Raw genomic sequence first — 15089 nt, 5'->3', positions numbered from 1 at the left:
AGAATATGAATAACTTAGTGTGGACAATTGCCGGTTCTGATTCGGGCGGCGGTGCCGGTATTCAAGCTGATATAAAAGCAATGCAAAGTTTTGGTGTACATGGTTGCACGGCAATTACGGCGCTTACTGCGCAAAATAGTTTAGGTGTAGAAGCTATTAATGCAGTGTCTACCGATATTATTGAATCGCAGTTACTAGCGCTTGAAAAAGACATGAAAGCCAAAGTGATAAAAATTGGCATGCTTGCCAATGTGCAGCAAATTCAGCTGATCAGCGAACATATAAGCCACTATAAAGCTAAGTGGCCTGTGCCTCCCGTTATTGTATATGACCCTGTTGCGATTGCCTCAAGCGGTGACTTACTAACAGAAGAAGACACCGTCAGTGCAATAAAAGAATGCCTACTGCCGCTGGTGGATGTAATAACCCCAAACACCCACGAAACACAGTTATTAACCGGTGTGTATTTAATTGGCCCGGCTGCAATAAAAGAAGCGGCTAATAAGCTATTAAGCTGGGGTGCAAAAGCCGTTGTTATTAAAGGCGGACATTGGGATTACCCAAGTGGCTACTGCATTGATTATTGTATTGATAGTAATACGCAAAATGGTGAAGAATACTGGTTAGGCAATCAAAAAATACAAACCCCGCATAACCACGGCACCGGATGTAGCATGGCTTCGGTAATTGCAGCATGTTTAGCTAAAGACTACCCATTAAAAGATGCCTTTATTTTAGCTAAAGCATATATAAACCAAGGGCTAAAACAGTCTGTACGCTACGGCGAAGGGATTGGACCGGTTGCTCATACATCGTTTCCCACTAATTTAGCTGACTACCCACAAGTAATTGAGCCTGGTAGCTGGCTGGGTGATGAGCTTGATTTTGATGTGCCGCTTGATTTTAATATGGCTGCTGATTTTGCACCTTGTGAAAGTAAATCGCTTGGCTTGTATGCAGTTGTAGATAGTACCGATTGGTTAGAAAAGTGCTTACAACAAGGCATTAAAACAGCGCAGTTACGCGTTAAAAATAAAACGCAAGATGAGCTTGATGGGCTCATTAAGCATGCTGTTGAGCTGGGCAAGCAATACAACGCACAGGTATTTATAAATGACTACTGGCAGTTAGCTATTAAGCACGGTGCATATGGCGTGCATTTAGGGCAAGAGGATTTAGACATTGCTAATTTAGCGGCAATTAAAGACGCTGGGCTAAGGCTTGGGCTTTCTACTCATGGTTTTTATGAAATGCTACGTGCGCATAATTATCGCCCTAGTTATATGGCATTTGGTGCTATTTACCCAACCACCACCAAAGACATGACAGGGCAAATACAAGGTCTTGAAAAGCTGATTAAATTTGTGCCGCTTATGCAAAGCTACCCAACAGTAGCAATAGGTGGGATTGATTTAAGCCGTGCTGAGCAGGTAGCTAAAACAGGCGTAGGCAGTGTTGCCGTAGTGCGTGCGATTACCGAGGCTGATAATTACGTAGAGGCTATAAGCGCTCTGCAAGTGGCCATAAGCAGTGCCAATTAAAACTAACAAGGGTAATACTAATAAGGCTGATAAACGTGAGTGAGCTAAGCGATAAAGAAACCCTGCGTTACAGCCGCCATTTATTGCTTGAAGAAGTTGGGCTTGAAGGGCAGTTAGCACTTAAATCCTCAACGGTTGCAGTAGTTGGGGCTGGTGGTTTAGGTAGCCCAGCACTTTTATATTTGGCCGCTGCGGGTATTGGAACGCTTATTTTAATTGACGATGATGAGGTTGAGCTTTCAAACTTACAGCGCCAAGTGCTTTATAAAATAAACCACTTAGGGCAAAGCAAGGTCGCTGCAGCGGGTAAAGTATTAGCGAGCCTGAATAATCAAATAAACATAGTAACGCATTGTCAAAAGCTAGATGAGAGTAATGCCACTAATATTCTAAAAGGTGCTGACATAGTACTTGATTGCTCTGATAACTTTAGTACTCGCTATAGTGTTAATCGTTATTGTATTGCTAATAAAACACCGTTAATTTCTGGTGCTGCACTCGCAACCAAAGGGCAGTTAATGGGCTTTGATTTTAGGCAAAGTGATAGCCCATGTTATGGCTGTGTTTTTCCACAAAGCGAAGCTACACCGGTTATAAATTGCAGTAACGCAGGAGTAATTAGCCCGCTACTTGGTGTAATAGGCTCTATGCAGGCGCAACTTACGCTTAACTTATTGCTAGGGCATGCAGAGGGGTGTGAATTTATAACCTTCGATGCGCTTACTTTAAAGCAGCAGCACTTTAAAGTGATTAAAGATTCAGAGTGTAAAGAGTGTGGTAAATAGGTTTTGAAGGGGCTTGTGTCTGTTATTACATGTGGCTTTAAGAAACTAAAAGTTGCGCTTTTCACGTGAGCAAGCTCTACGTCTACAACACATCAAAATTTTTGCGCCAGACTTGTAGACGCACAGCTTGCTGGCGTGATGGGCGAAGTCCATAAAGATATAAACGCTATAAGCCTGCAATTACATATAAACCAAAAGCTGCGCTTTTAACGTGAGCAAGCTCTACGTCTACAACACATCAAAATTTTTGCGCCAGACTTGTAGACGCACAGCTTGCTGGCGTGATGGGCGAAGTCCATAAAGATATAAACGCTACAGCCTGCAATTATATATAAACCAAAAGCGGCGCTTTTCACATGAGCAAGCTCTACGTCTACAACACATCAAAACTTCTGCACCAAGCTGTAGACGAACAGCTTGCTGGCGTGATGGGCGAAGCCCATAAAAATATAAACGGTGCAGCCTGCAATTACTTATAAACCAAAAGCTGACGCCTTTCACGTGAGCAAGCTCTACGTCTACAAAAATAAAAAACCGCGTTTAAATAACGCGGTTTTTTGATTTCTAATTAACGATTGATTTTAGTCGTTAATTTTTGCAAACGCAGTACCTAAGCGAGTAACCACTTCTGGTAGTTGATCTTCCAGTATTTCAGCTTTATCAGCACCCCATGCAAGTACCACAGTAGAGCCTAATTTAAAGCGACCCATTTCTTCACCCTTTTTAAGCGTGATAGCGTTATCGCCAGTGGTTGGGTATTTCCAACTAAATACATCGCTACCAGCTGGTGGCGTGACAGTACCTGCCCAAATAGTTTCTATGCTGGCTACAATTGTTGCACCAACAAGTACCATAGCAAGCGGACCAATCTCAGTTTCAAAAATTGCTACTACTCGTTCATTACGTGCAAACAAGTTAGGCACGTTTTGCGCTGTAAGTGGGTTTACTGAAAATAAATCACCTGGCACGTAAATCATTTTGCTTAGTGTGCCATCAACTGGCATATGAATACGGTGGTAATCTTTAGGTGCTAAATAAATAGTGGCAAACTTACCGCCTAAAAATGGTGTTGTATCATCTTGTGAACCGCCTAATAGCGCTTGTAAGCTGTAATCGTGACCTTTAGCTTGTATTAGCTGTCCGTCAACAATATCACCTAGCTGGCTGATTGCGCCATCCACTGGATGAATGATGATATTGCTATCATCATTCATTGGGCGCATGCCGTCTTTTAAAGGGCGAGTAAAAAATTCATTAAAGCTTTTATAATGAGCAGGGTCTGAATATTTCGCTTCGCTCATGTCTATTTTATATTGCTTAATAAATAGTTTAATTAATGTGGTTGTTAATGCGCCCGCTTTAGCAGCAGCTAATTTTCCTACTACGCGTGAAATAAAATGTTTTGGCATTGCGTACTGCATTGCGATTTTAAATTTGTCTAAACTCACAGTATTTTTCCTAAATTATACGCGAGGCGCACGGGCGCCTGCACGGCCATCGGCCATTGTTTCTAAAATTCGGTGGTAGCTGTCAAAGCGCAATTGAGAAATTCTTCCATCGGCTACAGCTTCTTTTACTATACAGCCCGGATCGTTTAAATGTTTACAGTCTCTAAAGCGGCATCCGCCTATAAATTCTCTAAACTCTTTAAAACACCACGTTACACGCTCAACATCTAAGTGCCACAAACCAAACTCACGAATTCCTGGTGAATCGATTAGGTTACCGCCACTTGGTAAATGGTGAAGGCGTGAAACAGTTGTTGTATGCTGGCCGAGGCCGCTGTTTTCAGATACTTCTTTAGTTAATATTTCAGCGTTGGGCAATACAGTATTAACGAGGGTTGATTTACCCACACCACTTTGACCAACAAAAATGTTATTTTTACCAACAAGTACTTCTTTTAATTCATCAATACCATCGCCGGATATATTACTAACAAGGAGTACTTGGTAATCAAGTTTACGATAGATATCGAGCATTTTTTGTATTTCGCTAAGGCCTGCTTCGTCAATTAAATCGGTTTTATTGAGCACTAAAATTGGCTCAATACCCATATCTTCACAGGCTATTAAATAGCGGTCGATAATACTTGGGGTAAACTCAGGTAGTACCGCCGATACCATGAGTATTTGGTCAATGTTAGCTGCGATAACTTTTACGCCGTCGTAAAAGTCAGGGCGGGTAAGTTGCGAACGACGCTCTTGCGTGGCTTCAATTACTCCGGCTAAATCACCTTCACTTACTTTGGCACGGCGAAATAATACTTCATCACCACATACTAAATTAGACACAGTACGGCGTATATTACAGCGAAGTACATCGCCGTTCTGTGTTTCGACATCGGCGTGTTGGCCAAAACGACTGATCACAATTGCGCTCTCGACCTGACCTAAATTATCGGTTTGCCATTCTTGCGCGCCTTTTTTAGCTGGTTTTGAGTCTGCGCTATTAATGCGCTTTTGGTGATTGGCCTTGATCTGACGCGATTGGCCTTTACTTAATTTTTTCTGTTTTGCCACTGGAGGCCTATAACCTTAGTTAAATGTCGCTTTTCCTAAAAAAAGCTTTAGCTCGACGGTTGATGCTAATATGATATATCGAAATGCGTTGGATCTAAAGGAAAGCACCGCTTAGGTATTATGACTATTAATAAATCAAATTTAATTTGGCTCGATCTTGAAATGACAGGGCTCGAACCAGAGACCGATAAAATACTCGAAATTGCGACGGTTGTCACTGACGCAGACCTGAATATATTAGCCGAAGGGCCAACTATAGCTATTCATCAAAATGATGAATTACTAAATGGTATGGACGAGTGGTGTACGACTCAGCATGGTAAATCGGGGTTAACAGCGCGCTGCAAAGCAAGTACCTTCGATGAAGAGCATGCTGTAGCGCAAACGTTAGATTTTTTAAAACAGTGGGTGCCTGCGGGTGTATCACCAATGTGTGGTAATTCAATTGGGCAAGATCGTCGCTTTATGAATAAATACATGCGTGAACTTGAAGATTTTTTCCATTACCGAAATCTCGACGTAAGTACTATTAAAGAATTAGCACGTCGCTGGAAACCTGAAGTGCTTGCTAAAGTGAACAAAAAAGGCTCACACCTTGCTTTGGACGATATTAAAGATTCGATTATGGAATTAAAAATCTATAGAGAAAATTTCTTTAATTTGTAAAAAACACTTGCAAACACTCCGTATTATTGTAAAATCCTGCCCCGCTCAAGACGATAACCCACGCGGGGTTAGTGTGTTTGAGTGATTGAATTACCATCAATAAATGCGGTACTAGCTCAGTTGCTAGAATGTTGAACGCGACCTGTCGCGCTTAAGCGTAAAATAACTGAAGAAATAGAAAATGCGGTACTAGCTCAGTTGGTAGAGCGCGACCTTGCCAAGGTCGAGGTCACGAGTTCGAGCCTCGTGTACCGCTCCAATTTCTAACCAAAAGAAATTGTAGTGTTGAATGAAAATATAATGCGGTACTAGCGCAGTTGCTAGAATGTTGAACGCGACCCGTCGCGCACCAACGTAAAATAACTGAAGAAATAAAAATGCGGTACTAGCTCAGTTGGTAGAGCGCGACCTTGCCAAGGTCGAGGTCACGAGTTCGAGCCTCGTGTACCGCTCCAATTTCTAACCAAAAGAAATTGTAGTGAATAAAAGCTAGCTCAGTTGCTAGGATGTTGAACGCAATTTATTGCGCACCAATAAAATAACTGAAAAATGCGGTACTAGCTCAGTTGGTAGAGCGCGACCTTGCCAAGGTCGAGGTCACGAGTTCGAGCCTCGTGTACCGCTCCAATCTTTTTATATCCTCAAAATTTTCTGTATTAAAAATCACAAATAAAATTATAATTTAAAATCTCTCTTATTTATTTTATTGCATATGTAATACTCAGCATTGAAGTTTTGGTTGTTAGAAGCTATCGCTTCTCGCGCGAGCTCTGCGCCTACAATAAAGGTATTGTACTTTGAAGTTATGAGGTATGAGTGAGGTAGGAGGAGTCAATAATTTGAAACCGAGAGCTTTTATTAAAGCCGCTCCCCCTGAATCGTTGATATAATACGCCTAGCGCCACCAGAGTTGCGATGTTCACCTAAGTAAATACCTTGCCATGTACCTAGTGCTAAATACCCATTAGAAATAGGAATAGTTAATTCACAGCCCAATGTGCTTGTTTTAATATGTGCAGGCATGTCGTCATCGCCTTCATAATCATGACGATAATAAGACTGGCATTCAGGAACGAATTTATTGAAATGGCTTTCCATATCCATACGCACCGTAGGATCGGCATTTTCGTTTATAGTAAGGCTAGCGGATGTGTGTTGGATGAATAGGTGCAACAAGCCTACTGTGTAAGTAGTAAGCTCAGGGAGTTGAGACAATATTTCGTCGTCAATTAAATGAAAACCCCGCGAGCGAGGTTTTAATACTATGACCTTTTGTTGCCAACTCATAGCTTATCGAAACTAACTTCAATATTTGCATTACCAGCATCGCTAGTGAATGGCATGATGATTTTTTTACCTTGGCTTTTATGCGTTATTGTATGCCCTTGGCCGGATACTACAATAGGCGTTGCCATATCAAAATCAAACCCTTTTTCACCCAATAAATTTTTGGCGCCACCGGTTACCATATTGGTTATTTCGCCAACCATGTCAGTGACTTCTTCATCTATTGAATCAGGGCGTTCACCCAGCATACGTTCCATGATAGTAAGTGCAAGCTCTTCATCAAAAGTAATTGAAAATGAACCGCGAGTTTGCGGGCCCACCATACCAATCAGACCTGATACATCGCCACACGCAATTTCATCTGTTTTGATACGCGGCTTACCAGGCTTTAATTGAGTTTGAGCCATTGTACTCAATACATTGATTAAAGAAGATAAAAAAGGATTGATGAACTCTACATTCATATTTGTTCTCTTAAATTAGTGCTATGAAATGGTTATATCATACGAGTATAGCCATTAGGAATAACTTTGGGAATTATGATGCTCTACAAGACTCACATTTACCATGCGCTTCTATAGTTTGTCCTGATACAACAAACCCGCCTTCAGCTGCTAAGTTATTTAACTCATGTGAGATAACGGTTGAATGAAGCTCTTTAACAAAACCACATGTATCGCAAATTAATAGCTGCACAGGATGAATATGATCAAAATGATGACACAGCATAAATGCATTTGTGCTTTCAATTTTATGTATAAAGCCCAGTTCCGCCAAAAAATCTAAGGCGCGATATATAGTGGCGGGTTTAGCACCTGACTCAGTTACTTTTAATTGTTCAAGTAAGTCATAGGCCCCCACGCCACCTTGGGCACTAGCGAGTAAGCGAAATACTTTCTCACGAATGGGTGTGAAACGTGCGCCACGGTTATCACATACTTGTTTTGCTTTACCTACGAGTGATTCTATATTCATCATTCTCTTATCCTTACGCTACCGTGATATACTAACATACTGTGTTGTAGTTGCAGCGTTTTTATTAGACGCTTTTTATCTAGGAAACCCAGTAATGCATGAATTATTAGCCATATTTATCTTCTTTTTTGCGGTGATAGACCCCATTGGTACTGTACCTGTATTTATAGCAGTTACTCGCGGTGAAGATGAAAAATTTAAGCGCAAAGTAATATTTAAAGCCGTAGGTGTATCTGCCATAGTGCTTTTATTTTTTGTTGTAGCGGGTGAGCAACTACTTAATGCCATAGAAATTCCGCTTTCAGCATTTCAAATTGCTGGCGGCATAGTATTACTTATTTTTGCACTTTCAATGATATTTGGTGAAAGCAAACCAGAAACAGAAATAAAAAGTGTTCGAGATAGCACTGAGACCGCCATTTTCCCACTGGCTATTCCTTCTATAGCAAGCCCTGGTGCTATGTTGGGGGCCGTGTTGATGACTCGTAACGAAGAGCATACATGGGTTGAGCAGCTAATAACATCATCAACGATGTTAGCGGTGTTGGCTATTGTCCTAATTTTATTGCTCTTGGCTACGCATGTGCATAAATTAATTGGTGACAGTGGTGCAAGTATAATAAGTAGAATAATGGGGCTTATTTTGAGTTCAGTTGCGGTAACAAATATTTTAAGCGGTATTGCTCATTACTTTGGTTTGCAAGTGTTTACTTAAAGTCGTTGCGACTTTAAGAGACCATGACATTATATTTACTAACTTGAATTTTAAATAATTAATCACACGTAACGATATTTATGACTGGGAAATATTGGGTTTGCGGGTAATCGGCCTGCTGCTTATATGCAAATTATTCTTGCTGCTATTATATGAGTTTTAAATGTAAGTCTCTAATTTTAAATTACATTGTTGTTTTTGAATGCTGTTTGGCCGTGTTTTTTAGAACGATATAATACTAAACGCAACCCCTTACTATATCGTTACAGTCTTAAATTGCTCACTCGTAGCGTTGTGTAAATTAAAATAGGTATTTTTTATAGTACCAATCCGCATAAAAGTTTTAGCCTAGGAGCAGTTTATCTTTTGAGATTTAATTTTTAGCTGTGTGTTTTTTTTAGGCAAAACAGAGCCTATGTCGTGTGATTATTTCCCATAAATAGGCGATAATGCAGTACAAATATACGCCGCCCTAATGGGGCTTTTTAGGGATGATTAACCTTTTGTTACTTACACTGATGAAGTTAAGTAGGCGGGAGCTCGGCATGGATGCTTTACTCGGTTTTTACTTACTTTTACAGGGATGCAAGCCATTAGAGTTACGCAGGAGCAGTTACCAAACCACTTGATTACAAACCTCGCGCCGCGATTTAATCGCCCCTAGATTGAACAAATTTCTATTCACAAAGATCAACACGGCCTAGCTACAGTGCAATTTAATTATTGTTAATAGACCTCAAATCTAAGCCGATTGGTGTAAGTAAAATAGTATTGTTTTTATTTTTTAACTGATTTTATAAAAAATTTTACTAAGTAAATAATCCTGCCTATATTTATTAACAACATCACCCTCCATGTAGAATAAATGTTTTTCTTAATTGTTTATTGTTTATTGTTTATTAGTTATTACATTTTTGGCTTTGTTGTAAGGAATACTAACGTTGATGTGATGCTGGAGGGCAGGGCGGGATCACACTTTGTAAATAAACAAATTTTATGATCTAATACCATAAATTTCATCACCTTAAACTTATTATGTCACTCTTCTCACATTTAGAACTCGTCAAAGATAATCGTTCACATATAAATCAGCACCATAACTTAGTTGATGTGCTTTTTCTTATTATTACTGCCGTTACATCAGGGTGTGAAAACTGGCAAGACATTGAAGTCTATGGCGAAAGTAAGCTTAATTGGTTAAGAGGATTTCGTTCTTTCAAAAATGGCATACCCACTCGACATAGTATTGCTCGGATTTTTAGAACCGTTGATACTGACTCATTACTACTCGCGATGTATAGCTGGGTCAATCAAAACCGCGTTAAGTCAGCGCATCCTGTCATTGCCTTCGATGGCAAAACTATTCGCGGAGCAAGTAAACACATTGCTGATAAATTACATCTCGTCTCAGCATTTGATTGTGAAGCAGGTCTCACATTATTCCACCAAACAGTTGGCAGTAAGACGAATGAAATACCGGCAGTTCGGGATTTATTGAAAATACTCGATATCAATAACACCGTCATTACACTTGATGCTTTGCACTGCCAAAAAGAAACGCTAAAACAGCTAATTAGCAGACATGCAGATTATCTAGTGCAAGCAAAGGGTAATCAAAAGAAACTTTATAGCGCGATTCAAGATGCATTTACACACCAGTATGAATCTGAAAACTCAGAGATACTTAGTCATGTAACACAAGATGAAGGGCATGGGCGAAAAGAAGTACGCACGATAGATTGTCTTGATGCGCGTTTATTACCGAGTGAAATTAAAGAGAGCTGGCCATCAGTTAGAACAATCGTTGCGGTGCAGCGAGAGCGAACGAAGGGTAATAGAACGAGTATTGACACACATTACTACCTAACATCGTTGACAGACAATATATTGATAAATAAAGCAATAAGACAACATTGGCTGATAGAAAAGCAGCAACACTGGATACTGGATGTCGTATTTAAAGAAGATGCCTGTCAAATACATGAGCCATTAAGTGCGCAACATATGGCACTATTTAGACGCGTCGTTAGGAACATGATAAAGCAGCATACGAAAAGCAAGGGGTCAATAAGAAGTAAGTGTGTAAGAGCTTGTTATGATGATGCTTTTAGAGAAGAACTTCTTTTTGGTTAACATTTTTAACAAAGTATGCTCGCGCCCTATGCTGGAGGGTTTGTTTGTTTCCTTATTTACAAGAGAAGATTATGAAAAATAAAGTTTTAAAATTTACAGCGTGTTTTTTATATTTTTGACTCCTGCTGTTCAAGCGGGTGACGAGGTGAAACATATACCAGGCGTTTTTATTGGCACTACATATTTTGACAGTGAAAGTGAGTTTACGTTTGGTGTTGAGTATGAATATAAGTTTACTCAAGATTGGGGAGCTGGAGTGGTATTTGAGCGTACAAATGATGCACATCATGGAGATGGAACGGCGGTTGCTTTAGCTTCACTATATTATCACCCGACTAAAAATGTTCGTTTAGGTGTTGGTTACAGGGCAAGATCACGAACTTTACCTTGACTTAAAAGTATGATCTTATACTCCTTTTTTAAGGAGCATCCCCATGTCTAACATTCAGCTATTTAAATATTTCGAATCAATCGACGACCCTCGCCAACAAGGTAAAGTTGTTCATAAACTATTTGATATCATATTCTTAGCTGTTAGCGCTGTTGTTTCAGGCTGTCAGGGCTGGGAAGAGATTGAAGATTTTGGTCATGATAGACTAGATTGGCTCAGAAAATATGCTCTTCTTGAACAAGGGATCCCTCGCCATGACACAATTGCTCGTGTAATGAGCCGTATTGACATGACGCAATTCCAAGATTCCTTTTCTTCTTGGATGAAAGCCTGCTCCAAATTAACTCAAGGCGGTGTAGTTGCTATTGACGGTAAACGATTGAAAGGTTCATTTAATCAGTCAGATAGACGCGATGCGCTTTATATGATCAGTGCATTTGCATGCGAAAATGGTGTTGTTTTGGCACAATGCCCTGTTGATAAAAAGTCGAATGAAATAAAAGCGTTGCCAGAGCTGCTTGAATTATTAGAGATAAAAGGCTGCTTAGTAACGATTGACGCTATGGGGTGTCAAAAATCAATTGCAAAAAAAATAGTTGGTAAAGAAGCCGATTACTTACTTGCGGTAAAAGCAAACCATAAAAGGCTACTGTCACAAATAGAAGATGTGTTATTACCTGAGGTAGCACGACAAGCATCTGATGGGCTCTTGTTTAACGAAGCCGATTATCAAAAAAATAGAGAAGAATTTAGGTGCTGTGCAGTGAGCCATAACGTGAGCGGTTTATCAGAAACGATACACTGGGAAGGTGTAAAAACAGTGGGTGTTATTGTTTCTTATAGAAAAGAAAAAGGTAAATTAAGCAATGAGTTATGCTATAGATACTATATTAGTTCAGCGAATTTAACAGCGGAAGAACTCGCGAGAGGAGCACGACAACATTGGCAAATAGGAAATGGATTACATTGGCGTTTAGATGTAGGATTTAAAGAAGATGAGTGTCGAATTAGGCGCGAAGGTGCAGCACCTGTATTTGCGGGGCTGAGACACATCGCATTTAATCAGCTAAAAGCAGAAAAAAGCTTTAGTAAAGGCATGCCCGCAAAACAGAAAAAAGCTATGCGCAGTACAGCCTACCTTGAAAGGTACTGAACGCATAGACTTTTTTCATGCTCTTGCCCTGGTGTTGGTTATGGTGAAGAGCGTATAGGCGGAGCTCATCCTCATAATGAGGATTTATATCGTATTAGCTCAGCCTATGATTTTCATGTCGGTGATTTTGGTATAGCACCAACGATAGCTATTGATGATGAAGAAGCAGTAGTTGTCGGTTTAGCTATTACTCGACCTTTTTAAGTTTTTACTTTGTAACAGTAAAGTTAGGTTTAAGCCTAAAATATGAAGGGGTCTAAAATGTTAAATAAGTTATCTATTACAAGTAAAATATACTGCCTAGGAATATCACAAATATTTTTAATGGTGGTAATTGGGATTATATCTTTAACACAAATGAACAAAATTGGTATAGAGCTGGTTGATATAGCTGAGCGAGATATTCCGCTCAGCAACATGCTTACTACAATGTCTGAGCACAAATTAGAACAAACGATATTTTTTCAGCGAGCTTTATTACACGCAAGTTTAGAACCAGGTAAAGCCAATGAAGAAATCGAGAATAAACTCACGTCATTAACGCAAAAAATTCAAAGTGAATTTAATAAGTCAGAAAAATTTGTCACCGATTCTATTGATTATTTACACAGTGAAGAGGCAAAATCGAGTTTTACTTCGCTAGCGAGTGACCTGAAGCTTTTAAATAAAGAATACCAAAGTATTTCTCTGAATATTAATGACATTATTGAGGCCACTAAAACGCAATCCGTTGGCAGCTTGGATGATAAAATAAAGTTAATAGAAGTCGCAGAAGATAAATTTGAGGAAAAACTTATAGCTTTACTCTCTCAGATCCAGCAGTTTACTTTAAACTCAGCTTTGCAAGCTGAAAATGATGAAAAGCAAGGTATTAACCTTATTCTTTATATATTTATCTTCTCCGTTATTGTGGGTGTTGTTTTATCATATATGATTAGCAGAGCAATCGCTTTGCCTGTGAATATGCTAAAAAATAGATTAGTTGAAATAGCTGATGGCGATGGCGATTTAACGTTAAAGCTTGATGAAAGCGCCGGCGATGAAACTGGCGATACAGCAAGAGCGTTCAACAAATTTTTATCAATGCTAAGAGAAACAATAAATGAAGCTAATATACATTTATCGCAATTAGACGACTCATCAAAGTTTGCCGTAACTGTTATGCAGGAAACGGTAGTTAATGTTGAAAAGCAAAGAGCTGAAACCGAAATGGTTTCAATAGCAATAGAAGAAATGAACTGTACAACTTTAGAAGTTGCGAGTAATACCCAGAATGCTTCTGATGTAACAGAGGCAGTCAAAGAGCGTGTATTAAAGGGCAAGGCAGAAGCTTCTGAGGCAAAAGTTGTTATTCAGCGTTTAGCTAAAGAAATAGATGAAGCAAGTACCGTAATTGAGTGCCTTATAGTTACTCCGTTCCATTAATTAATGTATTTACCTATCTCATTAATACATGGAATATGCTTCTGTTGATCACGAATATTTGAGCGGAAACAATCAATGTTTGTAACAAGACTTTCGGATCAACAGGAGTTATTTGTTTCAATACGCATACTCAGGGATTGTCGTAATGCCGACTATCTATAAGACCTGCGAGAAACACTATTAGCCTCTATCTATTCTTTCACTTTACCTCTAGGAGGCCCAAAATGGAAGCCTTTAACGTCTCAGATTTTGCAGCCCTTATCGGGATCGATTGGGCTGACCGTAAACACGATATTTGTGAAATAAATCGTGACACAAATACACAACATTTAAGTGTGATTTCCTCTGAGCCTAAGTCAATTAATGCATGGGCGCTTGAGTTAAAACAACGCTACAACGGCAGATCTGTTGCTGTCGCGTGTGAGCTAAAAAAAGGCCCACTTATATATGCACTCAGTAAATTTAAGCACATTGTATTATTTGTGATTAACCCATCAAGTGTTGCTAAATACCGTGCTGCATTTACGCACAGCGGGGCTAAAGATGATCCTACTGATGCAATTATTCAAGTTGAAATCTTACAACTTCATATGGATAAATTAACGGTTATTAGGCCGGATTCAGAGGACGTTAGGTGTCTTGCGCAGCTTGTCGAATACAGACGTAAACTAGTACAAGATCGTGTTAATTTAACCAATAAAATAGCCACAACGCTAAAAAATTATTATCCCCACGTGATTGATTGGTTTAAAGAAAAAGACACTCAAATATTCTGTGACTTCTTACTGCGCTGGCCCTCTCTTGCTCACGCTAAAAAAGCGAGGAAACAAACACTACTCGACTTCTTTAATCAACATAATTCCCGCTACCCACTCGTTAATGAAAAGCGGATAAAAGAAATAAAAGATGCTGAAATTCTCACCGAAGATATGGCGGTGATCACGCCAAACTTATTACTTATTGAATGCCTCGTTCCGCAACTTAAACAGCTAATGTTGGCAATAACACGATTTGATGACGAAATTAAAACACTTTATAAGCAACATACAGATCGCGCTATTTTTGATAGTTTACCTGGGGCGGGGCCACAATTAGCACCTCGATTATTAGCCGCTATGGGGTCAAATCGTGACCGCTATAAGTGCGCCGCTGACATACAAAAATACGCAGGCATTGCTCCAGTAACCGAACGCAGTGGCAAAAAGGAATGGATACACTGGCGATACTCGTGCACTAAATTTTTAAGGCAAACATTTGTGGAATGGGCTGGATTATCTGTGCGTTATTCATTTTGGGCTAAAGCCTATTATCGGCAGCAAGAAGCCAAAGGAAAACCTCATAATACCATCATCAGATCATTGGCATTTAAGTGGATACGAATCCTATTTAGGTGCTGGAAAACACATACGCCCTACGATGAATCAACTTACTTAACCGCATTGAAAAGTAAGGGATCACCGCTGTTAAAATTTGCGGTGGAAAGTGAGCTTTAGCGC

General features: G+C 39.7%; 15 protein-coding genes and 3 tRNA genes. 13 read left to right on the top strand and 5 right to left on the bottom strand.

The window, feature by feature from the left end; genetic code table 11:
* Positions 1–5: 5 nt before the first annotated feature.
* From thiE to AC0VZ4_RS16680, 3 genes are all read left to right on the top strand, one after another.
* A complete protein-coding gene (gene thiE / locus AC0VZ4_RS16690) occupies positions 6–1541 on the top strand; it encodes a thiamine phosphate synthase (protein ID WP_475440211.1) in 1536 nt (511 codons plus the stop codon).
* 35 nt (positions 1542–1576) lie between these two features.
* Positions 1577–2326 (top strand): HesA/MoeB/ThiF family protein, encoded by a 750-nt coding sequence (locus AC0VZ4_RS16685; protein ID WP_475440210.1) that lies wholly within the window; start codon positions 1577–1579, stop codon positions 2324–2326.
* 356 nt (positions 2327–2682) lie between these two features.
* Complete coding sequence (locus AC0VZ4_RS16680; protein ID WP_475440209.1) at positions 2683–2805, top strand: hypothetical protein; 123 nt, start codon at positions 2683–2685, stop codon at positions 2803–2805.
* Between the two features lie 102 nt (positions 2806–2907).
* Here the strand turns inward: AC0VZ4_RS16680 and asd are convergent, their stop codons facing one another.
* Both asd and rsgA read right to left on the bottom strand, forming a co-directional pair.
* Positions 2908–3774 carry an archaetidylserine decarboxylase gene (asd, locus tag AC0VZ4_RS16675; protein WP_475440208.1) on the bottom strand — a complete coding sequence of 289 codons (867 nt, stop codon included), beginning with the start codon at positions 3772–3774 and terminating at the stop codon, positions 2908–2910.
* 15 nt (positions 3775–3789) lie between these two features.
* Positions 3790–4848, bottom strand: a complete 1059-nt coding sequence (gene rsgA / locus AC0VZ4_RS16670) for a small ribosomal subunit biogenesis GTPase RsgA (protein WP_475440207.1) — start codon at positions 4846–4848, stop codon at positions 3790–3792.
* Between the two features lie 120 nt (positions 4849–4968).
* Here rsgA and orn point away from each other — a divergent pair, with 120 nt between their 5' ends.
* The 4 genes from orn to AC0VZ4_RS16650 all read left to right on the top strand — a co-directional run bounded on the left by orn (position 4969) and on the right by AC0VZ4_RS16650 (position 6141).
* Positions 4969–5514 (top strand): oligoribonuclease, encoded by a 546-nt coding sequence (gene orn, locus AC0VZ4_RS16665; protein WP_007378746.1) that lies wholly within the window; start codon positions 4969–4971, stop codon positions 5512–5514.
* A 183-nt stretch (positions 5515–5697) separates the two neighbouring features.
* Positions 5698–5773, top strand: a tRNA-Gly gene (locus tag AC0VZ4_RS16660).
* Between the two features lie 120 nt (positions 5774–5893).
* Positions 5894–5969, top strand: a tRNA-Gly gene (locus AC0VZ4_RS16655).
* 96 nt (positions 5970–6065) lie between these two features.
* Positions 6066–6141, top strand: a tRNA-Gly gene (locus AC0VZ4_RS16650).
* A gap of 231 nt (positions 6142–6372) precedes the next feature.
* Here the strand turns inward: AC0VZ4_RS16650 and AC0VZ4_RS16645 are convergent.
* From AC0VZ4_RS16645 to AC0VZ4_RS16635, 3 genes are all read right to left on the bottom strand, one after another.
* On the bottom strand, positions 6373–6801 hold the full coding sequence (locus AC0VZ4_RS16645) for a secondary thiamine-phosphate synthase enzyme YjbQ (protein WP_475440206.1): 429 nt from the start codon (positions 6799–6801) through the stop codon (positions 6373–6375).
* Positions 6798–7265 (bottom strand): chemotaxis protein CheX, encoded by a 468-nt coding sequence (locus AC0VZ4_RS16640; protein WP_077536036.1) that lies wholly within the window; start codon positions 7263–7265, stop codon positions 6798–6800. The genes AC0VZ4_RS16645 and AC0VZ4_RS16640 overlap by 4 nt, the downstream gene beginning before the upstream one ends.
* Before the next feature lie 73 nt (positions 7266–7338).
* Complete coding sequence (locus tag AC0VZ4_RS16635; RefSeq protein WP_475441677.1) at positions 7339–7776, bottom strand: transcriptional repressor; 438 nt, start codon at positions 7774–7776, stop codon at positions 7339–7341.
* 94 nt (positions 7777–7870) lie between these two features.
* Here AC0VZ4_RS16635 and AC0VZ4_RS16630 point away from each other — a divergent pair, with 94 nt between their 5' ends.
* From AC0VZ4_RS16630 to AC0VZ4_RS16605, 6 genes are all read left to right on the top strand, one after another.
* The gene (locus tag AC0VZ4_RS16630; RefSeq protein WP_007378742.1) at positions 7871–8491 is read left to right on the top strand and encodes a MarC family protein; all 621 of its coding nucleotides are present in this window, start codon (positions 7871–7873) and stop codon (positions 8489–8491) included.
* Between the two features lie 1035 nt (positions 8492–9526).
* Positions 9527–10624 carry an ISAs1-like element ISPsesp1 family transposase gene (locus AC0VZ4_RS16625; RefSeq protein ID WP_475440205.1) on the top strand — a complete coding sequence of 366 codons (1098 nt, stop codon included), beginning with the start codon at positions 9527–9529 and terminating at the stop codon, positions 10622–10624.
* A 145-nt stretch (positions 10625–10769) separates the two neighbouring features.
* Positions 10770–11015, top strand: coding sequence for a hypothetical protein (locus AC0VZ4_RS16620; protein ID WP_475440204.1), 246 nt, complete (start codon positions 10770–10772; stop codon positions 11013–11015).
* Positions 11016–11058: 43 nt separating this feature from the next.
* Positions 11059–12168 (top strand): ISAs1 family transposase, encoded by a 1110-nt coding sequence (locus AC0VZ4_RS16615; protein ID WP_475440203.1) that lies wholly within the window; start codon positions 11059–11061, stop codon positions 12166–12168.
* Between the two features lie 261 nt (positions 12169–12429).
* Positions 12430–13593, top strand: coding sequence for a methyl-accepting chemotaxis protein (locus tag AC0VZ4_RS16610; protein WP_475440202.1), 1164 nt, complete (start codon positions 12430–12432; stop codon positions 13591–13593).
* Between the two features lie 224 nt (positions 13594–13817).
* On the top strand, positions 13818–15086 hold the full coding sequence (locus tag AC0VZ4_RS16605; protein ID WP_475440201.1) for an IS110 family RNA-guided transposase: 1269 nt from the start codon (positions 13818–13820) through the stop codon (positions 15084–15086).
* The last annotated feature ends 3 nt before the right edge of the window (positions 15087–15089 follow it).

This window comes from Pseudoalteromonas sp. QJM3NY_22, assembly GCF_056173065.1.
This window is presented reverse-complemented; position numbering and strand designations above follow the sequence as displayed.